Source organism: Streptomyces sp. NPDC002835 (assembly GCF_053591995.1).
In genome coordinates this window covers 51,306-70,212 of the sequence record NZ_JBSFUW010000036.1, presented here as the reverse complement: position 1 = coordinate 70,212, position 18,907 = coordinate 51,306, and the positions used below count along the sequence as shown (strand labels likewise).

18 protein-coding genes and 3 pseudogenes are annotated in these 18,907 nt (G+C 70.6%); 13 read left to right on the top strand and 8 right to left on the bottom strand.

The window, feature by feature from the left end:
• The first annotated feature begins 452 nt into the window (after positions 1-452).
• The 3 genes and pseudogenes from ACWD01_RS29770 (at position 453) to ACWD01_RS29760 (ending at position 2,525) form a co-directional block, all read left to right on the top strand.
• Positions 453-1,358, top strand: coding sequence for an NADP-dependent oxidoreductase (locus ACWD01_RS29770; RefSeq protein ID WP_451166030.1), 906 nt, complete (start codon positions 453-455; stop codon positions 1,356-1,358).
• A gap of 85 nt (positions 1,359-1,443) precedes the next feature.
• A pseudogene (locus tag ACWD01_RS29765) lies at positions 1,444-2,034 on the top strand (oxidoreductase); the annotation flags it as partial.
• Between the two features lie 11 nt (positions 2,035-2,045).
• Positions 2,046-2,525: a MarR family winged helix-turn-helix transcriptional regulator gene (locus tag ACWD01_RS29760; RefSeq protein WP_451166028.1), complete on the top strand. Its 480-nt coding sequence runs from the start codon at positions 2,046-2,048 to the stop codon at positions 2,523-2,525.
• 550 nt (positions 2,526-3,075) lie between these two features.
• Here ACWD01_RS29760 and ACWD01_RS29755 read toward each other — a convergent pair.
• Positions 3,076-3,889: pseudogene (locus tag ACWD01_RS29755) on the bottom strand (DUF5753 domain-containing protein).
• Positions 3,890-3,903: 14 nt separating this feature from the next.
• A complete protein-coding gene (locus ACWD01_RS29750; protein ID WP_451166026.1) occupies positions 3,904-4,095 on the bottom strand; it encodes a hypothetical protein in 192 nt (63 codons plus the stop codon).
• Between the two features lie 515 nt (positions 4,096-4,610).
• Between ACWD01_RS29750 and ACWD01_RS29745 the strand changes: the two genes are divergently transcribed.
• Positions 4,611-5,483 (top strand): SigB/SigF/SigG family RNA polymerase sigma factor, encoded by an 873-nt coding sequence (locus tag ACWD01_RS29745; RefSeq protein WP_451166048.1) that lies wholly within the window; start codon positions 4,611-4,613, stop codon positions 5,481-5,483.
• 66 nt (positions 5,484-5,549) lie between these two features.
• Here the strand turns inward: ACWD01_RS29745 and ACWD01_RS29740 are convergent, their stop codons facing one another.
• The 3 genes and pseudogenes from ACWD01_RS29740 to ACWD01_RS29730 form a co-directional block, all read right to left on the bottom strand.
• On the bottom strand, positions 5,550-6,278 hold the full coding sequence (locus ACWD01_RS29740) for a GAF domain-containing protein (RefSeq protein WP_451166025.1): 729 nt from the start codon (positions 6,276-6,278) through the stop codon (positions 5,550-5,552).
• A gap of 4 nt (positions 6,279-6,282) precedes the next feature.
• Positions 6,283-6,987, bottom strand: coding sequence for a GAF and ANTAR domain-containing protein (locus tag ACWD01_RS29735; RefSeq protein ID WP_451166023.1), 705 nt, complete (start codon positions 6,985-6,987; stop codon positions 6,283-6,285).
• Positions 6,988-7,095: 108 nt separating this feature from the next.
• Positions 7,096-7,308: pseudogene (locus tag ACWD01_RS29730) on the bottom strand (RNA polymerase subunit sigma); the annotation flags it as partial.
• 513 nt (positions 7,309-7,821) lie between these two features.
• Between ACWD01_RS29730 and ACWD01_RS29725 the strand changes: the two are divergent.
• The 7 genes from ACWD01_RS29725 to ACWD01_RS29695 all read left to right on the top strand — a co-directional run bounded on the left by ACWD01_RS29725 (position 7,822) and on the right by ACWD01_RS29695 (position 13,861).
• Positions 7,822-8,676: a HipA family kinase gene (locus tag ACWD01_RS29725; protein ID WP_451166021.1), complete on the top strand. Its 855-nt coding sequence runs from the start codon at positions 7,822-7,824 to the stop codon at positions 8,674-8,676.
• Positions 8,673-9,056 carry a DUF3037 domain-containing protein gene (locus ACWD01_RS29720; protein WP_451166019.1) on the top strand — a complete coding sequence of 128 codons (384 nt, stop codon included), beginning with the start codon at positions 8,673-8,675 and terminating at the stop codon, positions 9,054-9,056. Before ACWD01_RS29725 ends, ACWD01_RS29720 begins: the two co-directional genes overlap by 4 nt.
• A 174-nt stretch (positions 9,057-9,230) precedes the next feature.
• A complete protein-coding gene (fabG, locus tag ACWD01_RS29715; RefSeq protein WP_451166018.1) occupies positions 9,231-9,992 on the top strand; it encodes a 3-oxoacyl-ACP reductase FabG in 762 nt (253 codons plus the stop codon).
• Positions 9,993-10,009: 17 nt separating this feature from the next.
• Positions 10,010-10,789, top strand: coding sequence for an SDR family oxidoreductase (locus ACWD01_RS29710; protein ID WP_451166016.1), 780 nt, complete (start codon positions 10,010-10,012; stop codon positions 10,787-10,789).
• Between the two features lie 127 nt (positions 10,790-10,916).
• Complete coding sequence (locus ACWD01_RS29705) at positions 10,917-12,491, top strand: ABC transporter substrate-binding protein (protein ID WP_451166014.1); 1,575 nt, start codon at positions 10,917-10,919, stop codon at positions 12,489-12,491.
• A 99-nt stretch (positions 12,492-12,590) separates the two neighbouring features.
• Positions 12,591-13,274 (top strand): uracil-DNA glycosylase, encoded by a 684-nt coding sequence (ung, locus tag ACWD01_RS29700; protein WP_451166012.1) that lies wholly within the window; start codon positions 12,591-12,593, stop codon positions 13,272-13,274.
• Positions 13,275-13,387: 113 nt separating this feature from the next.
• Positions 13,388-13,861, top strand: coding sequence for a hypothetical protein (locus ACWD01_RS29695; RefSeq protein ID WP_451166010.1), 474 nt, complete (start codon positions 13,388-13,390; stop codon positions 13,859-13,861).
• A gap of 16 nt (positions 13,862-13,877) precedes the next feature.
• Here the strand turns inward: ACWD01_RS29695 and ACWD01_RS29690 are convergent, their stop codons facing one another.
• Positions 13,878-14,399: a DinB family protein gene (locus ACWD01_RS29690; RefSeq protein WP_451166008.1), complete on the bottom strand. Its 522-nt coding sequence runs from the start codon at positions 14,397-14,399 to the stop codon at positions 13,878-13,880.
• Between the two features lie 32 nt (positions 14,400-14,431).
• The gene (locus ACWD01_RS29685) at positions 14,432-15,058 is read right to left on the bottom strand and encodes a TetR/AcrR family transcriptional regulator (protein WP_451166007.1); all 627 of its coding nucleotides are present in this window, start codon (positions 15,056-15,058) and stop codon (positions 14,432-14,434) included.
• An 81-nt stretch (positions 15,059-15,139) separates the two neighbouring features.
• Between ACWD01_RS29685 and ACWD01_RS29680 the strand changes: the two genes are divergently transcribed.
• Positions 15,140-16,390, top strand: coding sequence for an FAD-dependent monooxygenase (locus ACWD01_RS29680; protein WP_451166005.1), 1,251 nt, complete (start codon positions 15,140-15,142; stop codon positions 16,388-16,390).
• A 26-nt stretch (positions 16,391-16,416) separates the two neighbouring features.
• A complete protein-coding gene (locus ACWD01_RS29675) occupies positions 16,417-17,325 on the top strand; it encodes a Gfo/Idh/MocA family protein (RefSeq protein WP_451166003.1) in 909 nt (302 codons plus the stop codon).
• Here ACWD01_RS29675 and lnt read toward each other — a convergent pair.
• Positions 17,246-18,871 (bottom strand): apolipoprotein N-acyltransferase, encoded by a 1,626-nt coding sequence (gene lnt / locus ACWD01_RS29670; RefSeq protein ID WP_451166001.1) that lies wholly within the window; start codon positions 18,869-18,871, stop codon positions 17,246-17,248. The genes ACWD01_RS29675 and lnt overlap by 80 nt on opposite strands.
• Positions 18,872-18,907 lie beyond the last annotated feature (36 nt).

Here is an 18,907-nt window from a genome sequence, read left to right as displayed (position 1 = left end):
AGACCCAGTGCCTGGAGCGCCGGCTGGCCGAGCCGATGGGCGAGCAGGCGTGGCGGTAGTCGGGCCCCCGCCGACCACGAAGAGCTTCAGTGCCAGGTCTCCCACGGAACAGGCGAGCACCGAGCTGTCGGCGCGCTGGAGAAGAGGGACGCGAAGCTGGAGACTGCCCGGACGGCCAACCGTGAGCTGACCCGGGCCCCGAACCAGAAGGGGGCCGCGGACCCCTGGGGTCTGGCCGGCCCGGTCGTTCGGCTTCCGGTCGAGGCAGCCCTTGGCTGACGAAGGCGCGCTCCGGCGGGGCGCCTTCCGCTTGGACCGCCGTTCCGAGGAGACCGACGCGACCGATCTTGCGAAGCCTGAGCGGCAGCAAATACTTGGCTAGCCACATGTTTGCGGTTGCGGTGATTACGTGGTCGGCCACCTAAGTGGGTGGCGGCCCGAGAGGAGTCGTTGTGAAAGCCATCCTGTTCGACCGTTTCGGAGGCACGGAAGTGCTGCGCGAGGCGGACATCGAGGTCCCGCAGCCCGGTCCCGGGCAGATCCGCGTCCGCGTCAAGGCGGCCGGGCTGAACGCGCTGGACGGCAAGATCCGCTCCGGGGCACTGGAGGCCGTGTTTCCCACGCCGCTCCCCTCCGTCCCCGGTCACGAGCTCGCAGGCGTGGTGGACGCCCTGGGGGAGGGCGTGCGCGATGTGCAGGCGGGTGACGAGGTACTGGGTTGGTCGGACACCGGCTCGTACGCCCAGTACGCGCTGGCCACCACCGTGGCCCCCAAGCCCGCCGGCCTCGACTGGCGGCACGCGGTCGCGCTGCCGGTGGCGGGCGAGACGGCCGAGCGGGTCCTGAACCTGCTGGGCGTTGCCGCCGGGGAGACGGTGCTGATGCACGGCGCGGCCGGAGCGGTCGGCACCCTGGCGGTCCAGCTCGCCACGGCCCGCGGAGCGCGGGTCATCGGCACCGCCGGCCCCGGCAACCAGGAATACCTCGCCTCGCTCGGCGCCACCGCGACCGTTTACGGCGAGGGCCTGGTCGAGCGGGTCCGGGCGCTCGCCCCCGACGGCGTGGACGCGGTGTTCGACCTGGCCGGGAAGGGAGCCCTTGAGGACTCGATCGCCCTGCGGGGCGGCACCGAGCGCATCGTCACCATCGCCGACTTCCGCGCGCATCAGCTCGGCATCCCCTTCGCCAGCGGTCCCCAGGAACGCTCGGCCGCCCGCCTGGCCGCCTTGGTGCAGGATGCCGCGACCGGCAAGCTCGTCACCACCGTCACCGCCTACCCGCTCGCCGAGGCCGCCACGGCCCAGCAGGTCAGCGACGCCGGGCATGTCCGGGGCAAGCTCGTCCTCACCCTCGACTGATCACGCCCGCCACTGCACGGTCGACAGAACACGGGGTGTCGGCATCTCCTGGGGCCCGGACACGGTGAACATCGCGCCCTGCGGCCGGACCGCCGAAGGGGCTGCCGTCGCGGCAGGCGCCGACGGCGTGGAGATCCACGCTGCCAACGGCTACCTGGTGCACCAGTTCCTGTCCGACAACACCAACCGGCGCACCGACCGCTACGGCGGTTCCCTCGACAACCGCATCCGCTTCGCCGTCGAGGTCGCCGCTGCCGTGGCCGACGAGATCGGCGCCGACCGCACCGGTTTGCGCATCTCCCCCGGCAACCCCTACAACGACATCGCCGAGTCCGACACCGCCGAGCTGTATCCGGCGCTCCTGCGCGCCCTCAGCCCGCTCGGCCTCGCCTACCTCCACATCCTCCACTCGGGCGACGACGCTCTGCTGGACACCCTGCGCGCGCTGTGGCCGACCACGCTGATCCTCAACCGGGCCGGCACCGACCTGCCCACCCGCGCCAAGGACATCGACCAGGGCACGGCCGACCTTGTCTCCGTCGGCGCCCTCGCGCTCGCCAACCCGGACCTGGTCGAGCGGCTACGCTCTGACGCGCCGCTGAACACCCCCGACCCGGCGACCTTCTACGGCGGCGGAGTGGCCGGCTACACCGACTACCCCACCTACACCGTCTGAGGAAGCGAACCATGCCCGCCGCCACACCCCGCACCCCCTCTACGGCGAGCGAGGGGCCGATGAGCTACGCGATCTTCGAGCTCGCCCGCGCTCACCGGGCCCGCGCCGCCGCCATGCTCCGCGAGATGGACGTGCATCCCGGACAGGAACTCCTGTTGATGCGCCTCCTTGACCGGGACGGCCAGACCCAGTCCGAGCTTCTCGAAAGCGTCGGCCTGGACCACTCCACCGTCTCCAAGTCCCTGCGCCGCATGCAGGACGCCGGCCTGCTCGTCCGCGAGCCGGCCGAACACGACCGGCGTGTCATGGTCGTCCACCTCACTGACAAGGGCCGTGCCTTGCGCGAGCCCCTGGCAGCCATGTGGCGGGCCCTGGAGGAGACCTCCGCGCGGGACCTGTCGGCGCAGCAGGCAGAGTCCTTCGTCCGCACCGCCTACGCCATCGCCGAAGCGATCAACAGCCGCGTTGTTCCGGAAGAAGAGTCCGAGTAACTCCCTCGGCCTGCACCCCGGTTCCGGCCTGGAGTGCGAATCGTTTCCGCGGTTCCTGCCGTCTCACCACAGGCCGGCCCACTGAGCGACACGGGCCGACGGCGCCCACGTCCGCGGTCACCACTGCCCCGCCGACCTCATCCCCCTGCCTCCTCAGTGGCCGAGGAGCCGAAGTGTCATGTCGAAGCGTTCCCACCGGTGGAAGTGGAGCTTCCGTGGGGAGGCCGGAAGCAAGGGGCGCACCGCCATCGACAGACTGCTCGGGGAGCGGGGGAATCGGGAGGCCGGCCGAAACACTCCAGATTCTCCCCGTAGGTGCCAGGCCGCGAGCACTGTGACACGGGGGGCAGTGCTCGTTTGGCTGTAAAACCAGCACGCTGAGTGATCACGGCGCGCCGCGGCCGCCCTCCTCAGAGGCTGATGGAGTTGAGATTGCGAGGCAGACGCAGGCGGTTTCCGGTGCCACATGGCGCAGGTTGGAGAACCGCCAGGGGATGAGAGTCTCGGAGGCGGAACACCCCCGCCTGCGCGGGGACCATCATGTCCGGGGTCAGGACAGGGCGTCGATGGCCTTCACGATCAGGGCCCGCGCCTGGCCGCCGTACACGGCCATGGACCGCAGCTCCTCGAACGCCCTCAGGTACAGGTCGATCTCCGAGGGCTGGCTGATGTTCACCTGCGCCGACGTCAGTTCAATGGAGACGAGCGCGTCGTCGTAGACGTGGAACACCTCCTGCGGCCACAAGCGGCGTTCCCGGGCGGACATCGGGATGATGCCGAGCGAGACCGCCGGCAGAGCCCCGGCCGTGAGGAGGTGGCCGAGCTGAGCGGCCATCGCGTCCGAGTCGCCGAGCTGGTAGTACTGGACGCTCTCCTCGACGAGGAGGACAAACCGGTGCCCCGCTTCGTGGATGATTTGTGACCGCTCCAACCGGGCGGCAGCGGCCACCTCCGCGTCGTCAGGTACGTCAAGGAGTCGGGCGTTGTTGCTCAGCAGGGCCCTCGCGTATCCCTCAGTCTGCAGCAGGCCGGGGACCAACGTCGGCGAGTAGACGCGGAACAGCGCCGTGGAACGGAACAGCTCCACGTAGCTGTCCGGCAACTGCCGCAGGCCTGACCGAACGCGGCGCCGCCACTCGGTGTACATGGACTCCGCGTGCCGCGAAGAGGCGATGAGGTCAGGTGCCTGCTCGACCGCATCGCAAGTGCGGCACCAGAGCCGGATGTCGGCTGGCGGGGGGCGTCTTGGCGTTCTCGATACGGGAGGTCTTGGCTTGGTGCCGGCCACACCGGTTGGCCAGCTCGACGACCGTCCTGATCGGCTCGGAACGTCGTAGGTGCTCGTCCGCTACCCACGCGTCCAGGTCCGGGAGGCCGGTCAAGGGCTGTCTTGTGCGAGATTCGCCACTCTTGAACGGTTTCGATAGCGCCCTTCCAGCGGTAGACCGCGCTGACGGGGCGTCGATATGGGCACACGCAGCCAGTTGGATCCCGACGGTTCCCGCGCCAGGCCTTTCGCTCGCTTCTCGTCGTCGAAGGCGGTCTGCGCGGTCACGATCTCGCTGGCCATACGGATACCTCTCCGCGGACTCCATCCGTGAGTGCGGGGCCCCGTTCCCGCAACTGTCCGGCCTCGACGGCACGTTGACAGAAGCTTCCACCAGGCGTTCACTGACCACGACGGCGCAAGGCTGTGGTGCTCCGGAGACTCCGGACAAAGCCTTCATTTTCGCTTCGCCCTGACCCCGCGGAACGCAGGACATGTCCCTGTGACCGTGTGGAGGCGGCATTGCTGCTCGGGGTTCTTCTCCTTCTGCCGGCCCTGGTGGTATTCGGGCTCGGCTTCACTGTGAACGCACTGTTGCTGGCCGTCGGAGCCACTCTGGCCGTCTGGGCCGTCGCCATGGCGATGCGCGCCCCCCGGAGCGGCCGGCGCCGCAGCGCCCGAGGCCACGGGTGAGCCGCGCAGAGAGCCCCCGCCGACTGAGCATCAGCGGGGCCGCTGTGCCGAGTTTCTGCCATGGCCACCGCGACATCCACGACTCTCACCCGTCTTCCTTCCAAGGTGCAGACGTGACGACATCCATGCATGACGCAGGTACATCCGTACAGCACGGAACAGAGACGCCGGCCTCCGATCTCGGCAACAGCCTGCCGTGGATCGAGGATGCGAGAAAGGTCGCTCCCAGGGACGCACGGGCCCTGTCAAAGGTGTTCATCGACCGGCTCAAGGTCCTCGACGAGGGCACCCGCGAGTACCAGTACGCCCGGAACACGCTCATAGAGATGAACATCTCCCTGGTCCAGTTCGCGGCGAGCCGTTTCCGCAACCGCGGCTCCGGGGCCATGGAGGACATCGTCCAGGTCGGCACGATCGGCCTGATCAAGGCCATCGACCGCTTCGACCTCTCTCGCGAGGTCGAGCTCAGCTCCTTCGCGGTGCCTTACATCGTCGGCGAGATCAAACGCTACTTCCGCGATACCAGTTGGGCCGTCCATGTCCCCCGGCGCATGCAGGAAATGCGCGTCGACCTCGCCAAGGCGAAGGACAGTCTCTGCCTCACGCTGGGCAGGGATCCGACGGTCAGCGAGCTCGCCGGACATCTGGAGATCACCGCGGACCAGGTCAAGGAAGGGCTCATCGCCACCAACGGCTATATCGCGGGCTCGCTCGACATCCATCCGACGTCCGGGGACGAAGGCCCCGACGCCCGTACTCTCGTCGACACCATGGGCGAGCCGGACCCCCGTATCGCGGTCATCGACGACCTCCTCTCGCTAGCTCCGCTCCTCCGCGAACTCGATCCGCGGGAACGCCGCATCATTGACATGCGCTTCGGCCAGAGCATGACCCAGGCTCAGATCGGAAACGTCCTCGGCATTTCCCAGATGCACATCTCCCGCCTCCTCGCCCGGGCACTGTCCAAGCTCCGCCGCGGCATGCTCGCCGATTCCTGAATACGGAACGAAGGACACAGCGGTGGCGCCCCGCACTTCGGTACGGAGCGCGGGGCACCATCGTTGTCAGGGACGAGGGATGAGACGCGTGTCGAGCGTCTGGTCGATGATCTGGCGCGCGCATTCTGAGATACGGAGGTGGCGCGCCCGCGCATAGGTGCGCAGGGCGCTGAAAGCGGTGTCGGGGTCGGTACTCCAGCGTTCGGCCAGGACGCCCTTGACCTGCTCGATGAGAATGCGTGTGGTCAGGGCGCGTTGCAGTTGGGCCTTCTCGGTCTGCTCCTGCCCGAGATCACGTTGCTGGAGGAGTGCGATGGTGGCGACGTCGGCGAGCGCCTGGGCCAGCGAGACGTCCTGTGGTGTCAGGGGCTGCGAGCTGGTGTGGAACAGGTTCAGCGCGCCCACGGCACGGTCCCGCAGCCGGAGCGGAACGACATGACTGGTACGGAAGCCACTGCGCCGGGCATGGTCGGCGAAAGCCGGCCAAGCGGCCGTGTCCGCGGGGTTGTCGAGGTCGATGTTGATGCGCGCGGTGCTGGTGCGGTAGCAGTCGACACAGGGGCCCTGATCGTGCTGCAAGGCGAAGAGCTCCAGCAAATGCGTGTTCTCGTCGGACGCCGCGATGATCTGGAGGGTGTCCTTCTCATTTGCCAGGAGGATGCCGGCCGCCGAGACATCGAGCAGGGTAACGCAGTGCCCGCACAGCTGTTCAAGGAATTCCATGGGATCGAAGTCGTCGATCAGGGAGTCTGCCACCTGTACGAAGACCGCTGACACTTCTTGTTCGCGGGACATACCGTCATCCACTCGTCTCGTCGGGTGTGCCGGGTTCCGGCCTGTCGTGGTCGAGGCGGAGCCTGCGGGACACTATGTCCTGCGCGGCTTCCACGATGGACCTGTCGTGACCGTAGGCATAGGCGCGCAGGCGCAGAAGTGCCTGCGCGAGCGGCAAACCGAGCTGAACGCTGAGCATGCCGGTCGCCTGGTGCACAACCGCTCTGTGCAGTTCTCCCCCGAGTTGTTCGTCCGTCCAGGAATCGAGCTGCATACCCGCCCCGCCCAGAAACTCAAGAGTGAGCGCCTTTGCCAGGGCGAGGGCGTCGTCCATCTGCTGCCCCGTCATCGGGCCCGGGGCAGAGCGCAGGAGAGTGAGGATGCCTGTCGTGATGCCGCCCAAGGACAGCGGGAGGCAGAAAACGGCCCGGACGGGCAAGTGGCTCGCGGCCGGCAGCAGCGCAGGCCATCGGTCGCCGGGTATCGCGGTGACGTCCTGCTCCAGAACCGGCCTGCGCGTCCGGAGAGTGTCCGGCCCGGGTCCCTCGCCCAGAGTGAACTGTAGATCGTCGAACGAAGCGCTCGTTTCTCCGGAGGCCCACAGCTGCTCAGTGGCCCGGTCTTCGACAACGAGAGACACGACCACGTGATCCATTCCCAGCACCCTCGCGCAGTCGTCGCCGAGCAACGGCGTGCCCCGTAGATGCAGGAGTCGCAGAGTCTCTGTCATTCCTGCGCTGATCACCGGGTCATGCCTCCCGGGGCCCTGGGAAACCGGGACTCGGCCTTTCGGCGTTCGGAGAGGCTGCTCCGTCCCTGGCGGACGGTGAGTACGTCATACGAGCGCGGCCCGGTGTTCGCGTGCCGTGCTTGCTTCAGCCCAGCGGACCCGGCCCAGAGCACGGCGGTGGGTCAGCGGCAATACCCGGTTCACGGCTCTGCCGCGGGACAGCTGGAAACGGGGGGCGGTGCGCCACACCACCTGGACGAGCAGCTCCCGCAGACCGGGGCCCGGCGAGGGGGCCCCGCTGATCTGTACGGCCTCTTTCACGCGGACGTTCCTCCCGTGGCAGGTTCCTCACGTCGTGCGGAGCCAGTGGCCGTAGGGTTGGTCGGCGGACGTATGTCTGCGGAGAGATCCTTGCACGGCGGCAAGGAGTTGGCGATGCATGGCGGTTGACGCGAACGTTACTCGAGACGGCGCTGCGAGTTCGCGACGTCGTCAGCCCACGAAACCGGATGGCCGTCGTGGTCGGCCTGGGACGCGGGCCCCGTCAGGGCGAGGTGTTGGGGCTGAGCCCGGAGGACACATCGACCACGCGCGAGGCGTCCTGCACGTACGCCGCCGCCCGCGATCACCCTCGGTTACTATGCTCACTTCATGCCGGAGGCCGGAAGCAAGGGGCGCACCGCCATCGACGGACTGCTCGGGGAGCGGGGGAATCGGGAGGCCGGCCGAACTCCCCAGATTCTCCCCAGGCCCGTTGACGGGTGATTCCCGCTGTTACATCCCTCCGGAGTTGTCCGTGGATTACAAGGGCGAAGAGATGGGTGGCCTGGGAAAATGCTGAAAGAGGTCACCGCGACCCGATACGTCACGCCCCTGCGTGAGGGCGGCTCGCTCCCTGGGATCGTCGAGGCCGACGATCTCGGGACGTACGTCATGAAGTTCACCGGCGCCGGGCAGGGGCGCAAGACGCTCGTCGCCGAGGTTGTCTGCGGGCAGCTCGGGCGGCGGCTGGGGCTGCGGGTGCCCGAGCTCGTCACCATGCAGCTCGATCCGGTCATCGGGCTCTCCGAGCCGGACCAGGAGGTGCAGGAGCTGCTCAAGGCCAGTGGCGGGCTCAATCTCGGCATGGACTTCCTGCCCGGCTCGCTCGGGTTCGATCCGCTCGCCTACGAGGTGGACGCGGCGCAGGCCGGCAGGGTCGTCTGGTTCGACGCGCTGATCAACAACGTGGACCGGTCCTGGCGCAACCCCAACATGCTGGTGTGGCACGGGGATCTGTGGCTCATCGACCATGGCGCCACCATGATCTGGCACCACAACTGGCCCGGCGCCGCCGCCTCCGTGGCCAAGCCGTACGACGCCTCCGACCATGCGCTCGCCCCCTTCGGCCCGGACATCGCGGCGGCCGCGGCCGAGCTCGCGCCGCGGGTGACGGAGGAACTGCTGAGCGAGGTCGTGGCGGACGTGCCCGACGAGTGGCTGGCCGGGGAGCCCGGGTTCGACTCGGCCGACGCGCTGCGCCGCGCCTACGTCGAGGCGCTGCTGCCGCGCGCAGCGACCATCCACGAGCGCATCACGGTCGGCGCCCCGACCCGGTCCGGGCCGTCCCGGGCGCCCGGCTGGCTGACCGAGCGGCTGGCGCCCCGGCCCCGTCCCACCGAGCAGAGCGCGAAGGACACCGCCCAGTGAGCGACCGTGATGTTTTCGAGTACGCGCTGCTGCGCGTCGTGCCGCGGGTCGAGCGCGGGGAGTTCGTCAACGCCGGCGTGGTCGTCTACTGCCGTGCCAGGACGTTCGTCGCCGCGCGCACCCATCTCGACGAGGCCAGGCTGCGGGCGCTCGACCCGCAGGTGGACATGACCGGAGTGCGGGCGGCGCTGCGCGCGGTGGAGGGCGTGTGCCGTGGCGGGGAGGACGCGGGGCAGGCCGCGCGCGACGACGCCGGGCGGCGGTTCCGCTGGCTGATCGCGCCCCGGTCGACGGTTGTCCAGCCGGGCCCGGTGCACACCGGTCTCACCCTTGATCCGGAGGCGGAGGTCGAGCGTCTGCTGGACCTGCTGGTGCGCTGAGAACGGGGGCTGATCGATGTGACATGCGCCGCCCGGCCCCGGTGCCGTTGACACCGCGTGCCAGGGCTTCTAGCGTCCTGTCTGCCGAAGGTACTAAGCGGTCGCTCAGCGAAATGGGCGCCGCGTGGTCGCCGGCACAGGGATTGACGGGCTTCAAGGGCGAGGAGAACCAGAATGTCCACCACCGAGCAGCGTGTGGCTGTCGTGACCGGAGGCGCGCGCGGCATCGGCGCCGTCACCGCCATCAGGCTCGCGGCCGAGGGCCGCGCCGTAGCCGTGCTCGACCTCGACGAGGCGGCCTGCAAGGACACCGTCGAGAAGATCACCGCGGCGGGCGGCAAGGCCATCGCGGTGGGCTGCGACGTCTCCGACGCCGCTCAGGTGGAGACCGCCGTGGCGCGCGTCGCCGCCGAGCTCGGCGCGCCGACGATCCTGGTCAACAACGCCGGCGTGCTCCGCGACAACCTGCTCTTCAAGATGAGCGAGTCGGACTGGGACACCGTGATGAACGTGCACCTCAAGGGCGCGTTCCTGATGGCCAAGGCCTGCCAGAAGCACATGGTCGACGCCGGCTTCGGCCGGATCGTCTCCCTGTCCTCCTCCTCGGCGCTCGGCAACCGCGGCCAGGCCAACTACGCGGCCGTCAAGGCCGGTCTGCAGGGCTTCACGAAGACCCTCGCCAAGGAGCTCGGCAAGTTCGGCATCACCGCCAACGCCGTCGCTCCCGGCTTCATTGTTACCGAGATGACCGCGCAGACCGCGGCCCGCGTGGGCATGGGCTTCGAGGAGTTCCAGGCCGCCGCCGCGACCCAGATCCCCGTCCAGCGCGTCGGCCGGCCCGACGACATCGCGAATGCGATCGCCTTCTTCGCCGGCGACGACGCCGGCTTCGTCTCCGGCCAGGTCATGTACGTGGCCGGCGGGCCGCTCAACTGAATCGGGGTACGAACGACATGGCAGCACAGGCAGCAGGGGCGGAGCAGGTGCCGGACAGCGGCAAGGTCGCGCTGATCACCGGGGCCAGCCGGGGTATCGGTTACGGCATCGCGGAGGCGCTGGTCGCGCGCGGCGACCGGGTGTGCATCACCGGCCGCGGCGAGGAGGCGCTCAAGGAGGCCGTGGAGCGGCTCGGCGCCGACCGGGTCATCGCGGTCGCGGGCAAGGCCCACGACGAGGCCCACCAGGCGGCCGCCGTCGAGCGCACCATGGAGGCGTTCGGCCGGGTCGACTACCTGGTGAACAACGCCGGCACCAACCCGGTCTTCGGCCCCATCGCCGAGCTCGACCTGGGTGTGGCGCGCAAGGTCTACGAGACCAACGTGATCTCCGCGCTCGGCTTCGCGCAGCAGACGTGGAAGGCGTGGCAGAAGGAGAACGGCGGTGCGATCGTGAACATCGCCTCCGTCGCGGGCGTCTCGGCGTCCCCCTTCATCGGGGCGTACGGCATGAGCAAGGCGGCCATGGTCAATCTGACCCTCCAGCTCGCCCACGAGCTCGCGCCGAGCGTGCGGGTCAACGCCATCGCGCCCGCGGTCATCAAGACCAAGTTCGCCGAGGCGCTCTACGAGGGCCGGGAGGCGGAGGCGGCCGCGGCCTACCCGCTGGGGCGGCTCGGTGTGCCGGCCGACATCGGCGGCGCGGCCGCGTTCCTCACCTCCGAGCAGTCGGACTGGATCACGGGGCAGACGCTCGTCGTGGACGGCGGTATCTTCCTCAACGCGGGAGTCCACTGAGGGCCGGCGGACCGCCCTTGGGCGGTTTGTTCCTGAATGATCCAAGTGCCCCGCCGGGCCCGCACATTGCCCCGGCGGGGCGCTGCGGTATGGTTCGCCGACCCATGGCTGAACGAGGAGCGTGCACGTGTTCTACCGGACCTGTCTGCAGGCCACTGCAGCCCTAGCGTCCATATCTCTGCTGGCAGGGTGCGGCCTGCTCTCGGACGACGGCGCCGACCGTGAACAGAAGATCTCCGTCGGCACGACCAGTGAGCCCAGTACGCTCGACCCGGCCGCCGCCTGGGACGGCTCGTGGGAGCTGTACCGGAACGTCTTCCAGACGCTGGTGAGCTTCCCGACGGGGAGCACCGTGCCGCAGCCGGACGCCGCAGACTGCCGCTTCGCCGACACCGGCAACAAGACCTTCGAGTGCGAGCTGCACGAGGGCCTGTCGTTCACCAACGGCGACACGCTCGACGCCGCCGCGGTGAAGCACTCCATCGACCGCATCAGGACCATCGACGTGCAGGGTGGTCCGAACGGTCTGCTGGGCTCCCTGGACCGGGTCGAGACGAAGGGCGACCGCGTCGTCACCTTCCACCTCAAGACGGCCGACGCCACGTTCCCGTTCATCCTCGCCACCCCGGCCATGTCGATCGTGCCGCCCTCCGAGTACCCGGCCGACAAGCTGCGGGAGGACGGCAAGCTGACGGGCTCCGGCCCGTACGCCCTCGACTCGTACAAGAAGGGCGAGAGCGCGGAGCTGACCCGGTTCGCCAAGTACAAGGGCTTCGCGAAGATCAAGAACGACGCGGTGACGATCCGCTACTTCGAGGACTCCGCCGTCATGATGACGGCCCTCAAGAAGCACGAGATCGACGCCATAAACCGTGGTCTGACCGCCGAGCAGGTCGTCGAGCTCCAGGAGAAGAAGCCGGAGAACGACCACCTCCAGCTCGTGGAGACGGTCGGCGCCGACATCCGCTACCTCGTCTTCAACCCCTCGGACCCGAACGCCGGCAAGCTGGCCGTCCGCCGCGCGATCGCGCAGGTCATCGACCGCGACAGGCTCGTAGAGAAGGTCTACAAGGGCACCGCGGAGCCGCTGTACTCGATGGTTCCCAAGGGCATCGCCGGGCACACCACCGAGTTCTTCGACCGGTACGGCGAGCCGGACGTGGCCAAGGCGGAGGGCATCCTCGAGGACGCCGGCATCACCGACCCGGTGCCGCTGAACTTCTGGTACACCACCGACCGCTACGGCTCCGCGACGGCGCCGGAGTTCGCGGAGATCAAGCGGCAGCTCGAGGCCAGCGGCCTGTTCAAGGTCACCATCCAGGGCAAGCCGTGGGACGAGTTCCAGAAGGGCTACCAGGGCGGCAAGTACCCCGTCTTCGGCCGTGGCTGGTTCCCCGACTTCCCGGACCCGGACAACTTCATCGCGCCGTTCGTCGGCCCGAACAACGTGCTCGGCACGCCGTACGAGGCGCCCGAGATCACCGAGCAGCTGGTGCAGTCCCGCCGCGAGAGCGACCGCGGCGCGGTCACCCAGCAGTTCGAGAAGGCCCAGGAGATCCTCGTCGACGACGTGCGTCTGCTGCCGCTGTGGCAGGGCAAGCTGTACGTGGCGGCCAGCGAGGAGATCGGCGGCGGCGAGCGCGCCCTCGACCCGCAGACCGTCATGCAGGTGTGGGAGCTGTACCGCAAGGCCAGCTGGTAGCGGCCGGGCACCGGCGGCCGGACTGTCAGTGCTTCCCGGTAGGTTCTGAGATCTGGGTTCCCGGATCTCGGAACCTACCGACAGACGGAGGTTGTTGACGTGACCGACACCGACATGCTGCCCGAGTCCTGGCGCGGCGTCCTCGGCGAAGAGCTGCAGAAGCCGTACTTCAAGGAGCTCACCGAGTTCGTCGAGAAGGAGCGGGCGAACGGGCCGGTGTACCCGCCGAGCGCGGAGGTCTTCGCCGCACTGGAGGCCACGCCGTACGAGCAGGTGAAGGTGCTCGTCCTCGGCCAGGATCCGTACCACGGGGAGGGCCAGGGCCATGGCCTGTGCTTCTCCGTGCGGCCGGGCGTCAAGACGCCGCCGTCGCTGCGGAACATCTACAAGGAGATGCAGGCCGAGCTCGGCCACCCCGTCCCGGACAACGGCTATCTGATGCCGTGGGCGCGCCAGGGCGTCCTGCTGCTCAACGCGGTGCTGACCGTCCGGGCCGGCGAGGCCAACTCGCACAAGGGCAAGGGCTGGGAGAAGTTCACCGACGCGGTGATCCGCGCGGTCGCCTCCCGGCCCGACCCGGCCGTCTTCGTGCTGTGGGGCAACTACGCGCAGAAGAAGCTGCCGCTCATCGACGAGGAGCGGCACGCCGTGGTGAAGGGCGCCCACCCCTCGCCGCTGTCCGCGAAGAGGTTCTTCGGCTCCCGCCCCTTCACGCAGATAAACGAGGCGGTCGCGGCCCAGGGGCACGAGCCGATCGACTGGCGCATCCCCGACATCGGCTGAGCGGTTCGGGCGACCGGCTGACAGGCGCCCGAGCCTGAGGGGGTTCTGCCGCCACGACCGCTAGCGTCGTCTGTCGGGGACCAGCGGTTCGCCGTGCGGACGAGGAGGCCACAGTGACGGAGCAGCAGGAGACGTCGCAGGACATCGTCATGACCCGGATCGGTCAGGCGATGATGCTGCTGCACGGCGGGGACCGCGAGGAGGCGCGCAATCGCTTCGCCCTGCTCTGGGCGGAGATCGGCGAGGAGGGCGACGCCCTCCACCGCTGCACTCTCGCCCACTGCATGGCGGACGTCCAGGACGACCCGGCGGACGAACTGGCCTGGGACCTGCGGGCCCTGTCGGCGGCCGACGGGCTGAGCGACGAGCGGCTCGCCCGGCACGGCCAGTCGCTCGCGGTGCGCGCGCTGTACCCCTCGCTCCATCTCAACCTTGCCGCGGACTACGTCAAGCTGAGCCGCCCCGGGGAGGCGCGCGCCCATCTGGACCGGGCGCGCGCGTCCACGGACGCCCTGGGCGACGACGGGTACGGCGCCGGGGTGCGTGCCGCCATCGACCGGCTGGAGCACACCCTGCGGGCGGGGTGAGAGGGCGCCGCCGGACTCACTCGCCGGTGGCGCCGTCGAGGTGCTCGCGCAGCAGGTCCGCGTGGCCGTTGTGCCGCGCGTACTCCTCGATCATGTGGGTGAGGATCCAGCGCAGGCTGAAGCCCTCGGGGTGGCGGCCCCGGGACGCGCTGACGTCGTCGAGACCGTGCGCGGCCGAGACCTTGCGGGCCAGGGCGACCTCGGCGAGCCAGGTCTCGTGCGCCTGGGCCCAGGTGTCCCGGTCGGTGACACGGAAGTCCCCGTCCCGGTCCTGCTCGGAGGCGTAGAGGTCCGGCAGCTCCTGGCCCGCCATGATCTGGCGGAACCAGTAGCGTTCGACGCCGGTGAGATGGCGCACCAGGCCGAGGAGCGTGAGCTTCGAGGGTGCCAGCACCGCCCGTCGCAGCTGCTCGTCGTCCAGCCCCGCGCACTTCATGAGCAGCGTCTCGCGGTGGAAGTCCAGGAAGCCTTCCAGCATGTCCCGCTCGGCGGCCGTGGTGGACGGCTCGGTGCGTTCGTCGGTTGTCATGGCGGTCATCCTGCGGCACGGGGGAGCGGCGCTGCCACGGGTTATGCGAGGTCCACGGCCCGCGGGCCCAGCATCCCGCGCAGCAGCTCCGCGAAGCCGGTACGCAGCTCCTCCCGGCTGGGCACGGCCGCGTGGTACGAGCCGGCCGCACAGGAGAACATCAGCCCCTCGCACCAGGCGATCAGGGTCAGCGCGTGCCGCTCCGGCTCCGGCGATCCCGCCTCCGCCATCATCGCGACCAGCGGGCCGCGGAACCGGCCGCCGGTCCGGTCGTAGAACTCGCGCAGCTCCGGCCGCCGGGTGGCCTCCAGGGCCAGTTCGTAGCGGGCGACGAGGAGTCCGGAGTGCTCCGTCAGATAGCGGTGCAGGGCCAGCGCCAGGCCGTCGAGGAGCGTGCTCCCGCCCTGGTCCTCGCCTCCGAGGGCGGCCGGCGTCTCCGTCACGGTCAGGACGGCCGCCTCCCGCTCCGCCAGCCTGCGCACCGCCGCCTCCAGCAGGGCCTGGCGGGTGCGGGCGTGGTTGGAGGTCGAGCCCTGCGGCAGTCCCGCCGCCTCGTCGACGGCACGGTGGGTGAGCCCGCGCATCCCGCGCTCGGCGAGGAGCGCGAGCGCGGTGTCGGCGATCAGTTCTGCCCGAGGGGCGCCGGAAGGGGCGGTGCGTGCGGCCATCGGGCCAATCTACCGCCGTCACTACAGCTGTAGTAGCGTAGAGAGCGTAACTACAGGTGTAGTAACCGAGGAGGAGCAGCCATGCCTGCACCCCGTACCACCGCTCACGCAGTCGTCGTCGGCAGCGGGATCGGCGGCCTCACCGCGGCCGTCGCCCTGCGGCAGAGCGGCTGGCAGGTCACCGTCCTCGAGCGGGCAGGCTCGCTGGACCCGGTCGGCGCGGGCATCGGACTCGCCCCCAACTCCCAGCGCGCGCTCGACGTCATCGGCCTCGGCGACGAGATCCGCGCCCTGGCCGCATGGCAGGGCCCCGGCGGGATGCGCAACCCGTCCGGCCGCTGGCTGTCGCGCACCGACAGCACCGCCGCCGCCGAACGCTTCGGCGGGCCCCTGGTCCTCGTCCACCGCGCCACCCTGATCGAGCGCATCGCCCGCCGGCTGCCCGAGGGCGCCGTCCGGACCGGCTGCCCCGGCGAACTGGCGGACGCCGGAACCGCCGGCGGCCGCCCGGCCCGGGTCACCACACCAGACGGCGACATCGAGGCCGACCTCGTCATCGGCGCCGACGGCATCCACTCCGCCGTCCGCCGCGCCCTCTTCCCCCGCCACCCAGGACCGGCCTACGCGGGCTTCACCACCTGGCGCACGGTCGTCCCCGCGCCCGAGCGGCCCTTCGAACCCCACGAGACCTGGGGCGCCGGAGCGCTCTGGGGCACCCAGCCCCTCAAGGACGGCCGGATCTACGCCTACGCGGCGGCCGTGACGCCCGCGGGCGCGCACGGCGCCGGCGGTGAACAGGCCGAACTGCTGCGCCGGTTCGGCGACTGGCACGACCCGGTGCCCGGCGTCATCGCCGCCGCCGAGCCCGGCGGCGTACTGCGCAACGACGTCCACCACATGACCACGCCCCTCCCCGCCTTCCACCGCGGCCGCACCGCGCTGCTCGGCGACGCGGCGCACGCCATGGCCCCGACCCTCGGGCAGGGGGGCAACCAGGCCATCGAGGACGCGATCGTCCTCGCCCACCACGCGGCCGCAGGCCAGGACCTGGGCGCCGGGCTCGCCGCCTACAGCGCCGAACGGCTGCCGCGCACCATGGGGATCGTCCGCAAGTCCGCGCAGGTCGCCCGGCTGATGTCGCTGACCGGCAGGCCCGCCGTCGCCGTCCGCGACACCCTGATGTCGGCGGTCTCCCGGCTCGGCCCCGGCGTCGTGCTCCGGACCTTCGACGGCATCGCCGACTGGCGCCCGCCGCAGCGGACGTATGCTGCCGGAGCACAGGACGCGCACGCCGAGAACGGCGGGCACGAAGGACGACCGGCACGGCACTGACCCGGCCGGACATGTGAGGGGGCGCCGTGAAGATCGGCTGCATCGGTCTCGGCGACATCGCGCGCAAGGCCTACCTGCCGGTGCTCACCACCCTGCCCGGGGCCGAACTGCACCTGCAGACCCGGACGCCGGCCACCCTGGACCGTACGGCACAGACCCACCACATCCCCGCCGACCGGTGCCACGCCGACCTCGACTCCCTCCTCGCCCAGGGCCTCGACGCCGCGTTCGTCCACGCGCCGACCTCCGCCCACGCCGAGATCGTCACCCGGCTGCTCGACGCCGGCGTCGCCACCTACGTCGACAAGCCGCTCGCCTACGAACTGGCCGACTCCGAAAGGCTGGTGGCCCTCGCCGAGGAACGCGGCACCAGCCTCGCCGTCGGCTTCAACCGCAGGCTCGCCCCCGGCTACGCGCAGTGCGTCGAGCACCCGCGCGACCTGATCCTCATGCAGAAGAACCGCGTCGGCCTCCCCGAGGACCCCCGCACCCTGGTCCTCGACGACTTCATCCACGTCGTGGACACGCTGCGCTTCCTCGTCCCCGGGCCCGTCGAACACACCGACGTGCGGGCGCGGATGGTCGACGGGCTGATGCACCACGTCGTCCTCCAGCTGTCCGGCGACGGATTCACCGCCATCGGCACCATGAACCGGATGAGCGGCTCGGCCGAGGAGATCCTCGAGGTCTCCGGGCAGGACTCCAAGCGCGAGGTCCGCAACCTCGCGGAGATCGTCGACCACAAGGGCCAGCCGAGCGTCCGGCGGCGCGGCGACTGGGTGCCGGTGGCCCGCCAGCGTGGCATCGAGCAGGCGGTGCACAGCTTCCTCGACGCCGTGCGCGCCGGGAAACTCCTCAGCGCACAGGACGCGCTGAGGACTCACGAGCTGTGCGAGCGGGTGGTCCGGCTGGCCCTGGAGCAGCAGGCCGCCTGAGCGCCCGTACGCCGCCGGCGGCGCCCAGCGCCGCCAGCAGCGCCAGCGACGCGTACACCGGCCAGTCCCCGTAGCGGACGTACAGCGTCGTGCCGCTCGTCAGGGGCACGTCGTACACCGCCGCGGTGCTCGCGTCGGTGGGGAGCGTGGGGCCGATCTGCGCGCCGCCCGCCGCGTACACGGCGCTCACGCCGGTGAGCGTGGCGTGCACCATCGGCCGGCCGCTCTCCGCCGCCCGCAGCGCCGCCAGCGACGCGTGCTGCTCGGGGGCCCAGCTGCCCTGGAACGACGAGGTCGCCGACTGGACGACCAGCACCTGCGCGCCGTCCCGTGTCAGCCGCCTGCTCATGTCGGGGAACGCGGACTCGAAGCAGACCAGCGGCCCCAGCCGCACACCGCTGTCCGGCAGCCCCATCACCACGGGGGACTCCCCGCGCAGCCGGTCCTCGCCCGCCGCCCTGCCGACCGACGTGACCCAGCCCAGTACGGACCTGGCCGGGATGTACTCCCCGAAGGGGACGAGCCGCATCTTGTCGTACCGGTCCCCGGTCGGGCCGTCCGGACCGACGAGCACCGAACTCTTGTAGATCCCCGGCGGCCCCGACGCGTCCTCGCTGCGGGCGTCCACATTGACCAGGACCGGGGCCCCGACCTCACGGGACAGGGCGGCGAGCCGGTCGGCCAGGTCCGGCCGCCGGGGCAGGTCCGCCCCGACACTGCTCTCGCCCCAGACCACCAGGTCCGGATCGCTGCCCGCCAGCTCCTGGGTCAGCTCCTCGCCCCGGTCGAAGCGCCGCTCGGCACTCAGCATGCCGCCGATCACCCCCGGCTGGACCACGGCGATCCGCACCCGGTCCGACTCGCGCGGCACCGGCGCCCACACCCACGCCGACGTGACGGCCGTCGCACACACGACGGCCCCCGCCACCGCGGGCCTGCGGGCCGACCGGACCGCCACCAGCAGCACGACCACCGTGTTGACGGCCACCACCAGCAGGCTCACCAGCCAGACGCCGCCGACCGAGGCCAGTCGCAGCGCCGGCGGCACGTCCCACTGGCTCGCGCCCAGCAGCCCCCACGGACCGCCCAGACCCTCCCAGGAGCGGACCAGCTCGATCATCAGCCAGCCCGCGGGGACGGCGGCGACGGCCGCCGCCGCGCGGGCCGTCGACGGACCGCTGCCGAGCATCCGGTGCACCAGAGCGCCCCACGGCGCCCACAGCAGCCCGAACAGGGCCGCCAGCACCAGCAGGAAGACATGAAGACTCGGCAGCAGCCAGTGGTGCACCGCGATCACGAAACCGGCGCCGCCGAGCCAGCCCTCGACCGCCGCCCGGCGGGCCGTGGGCGCGCTGCGCAGCAGCAGCATCCACGGCACCAGCGCCAGATGGGCGAACCACCACAGCGACGGCTCCGGGAAGGCCAGTGCGGGCAGGGCTCCGGCGAGGAGCGCGGCGGCGCCGCGCGCCCCGGGCGAAGCGAGGACGGGGTCGTGCCGCCCGTCCCGCCGCTTCCTGCGCACCCGACCGCCGACCGGAATCCGCATACCGCGCCTCCTCGTCCGGCCTCGAGGGGCCCCGAG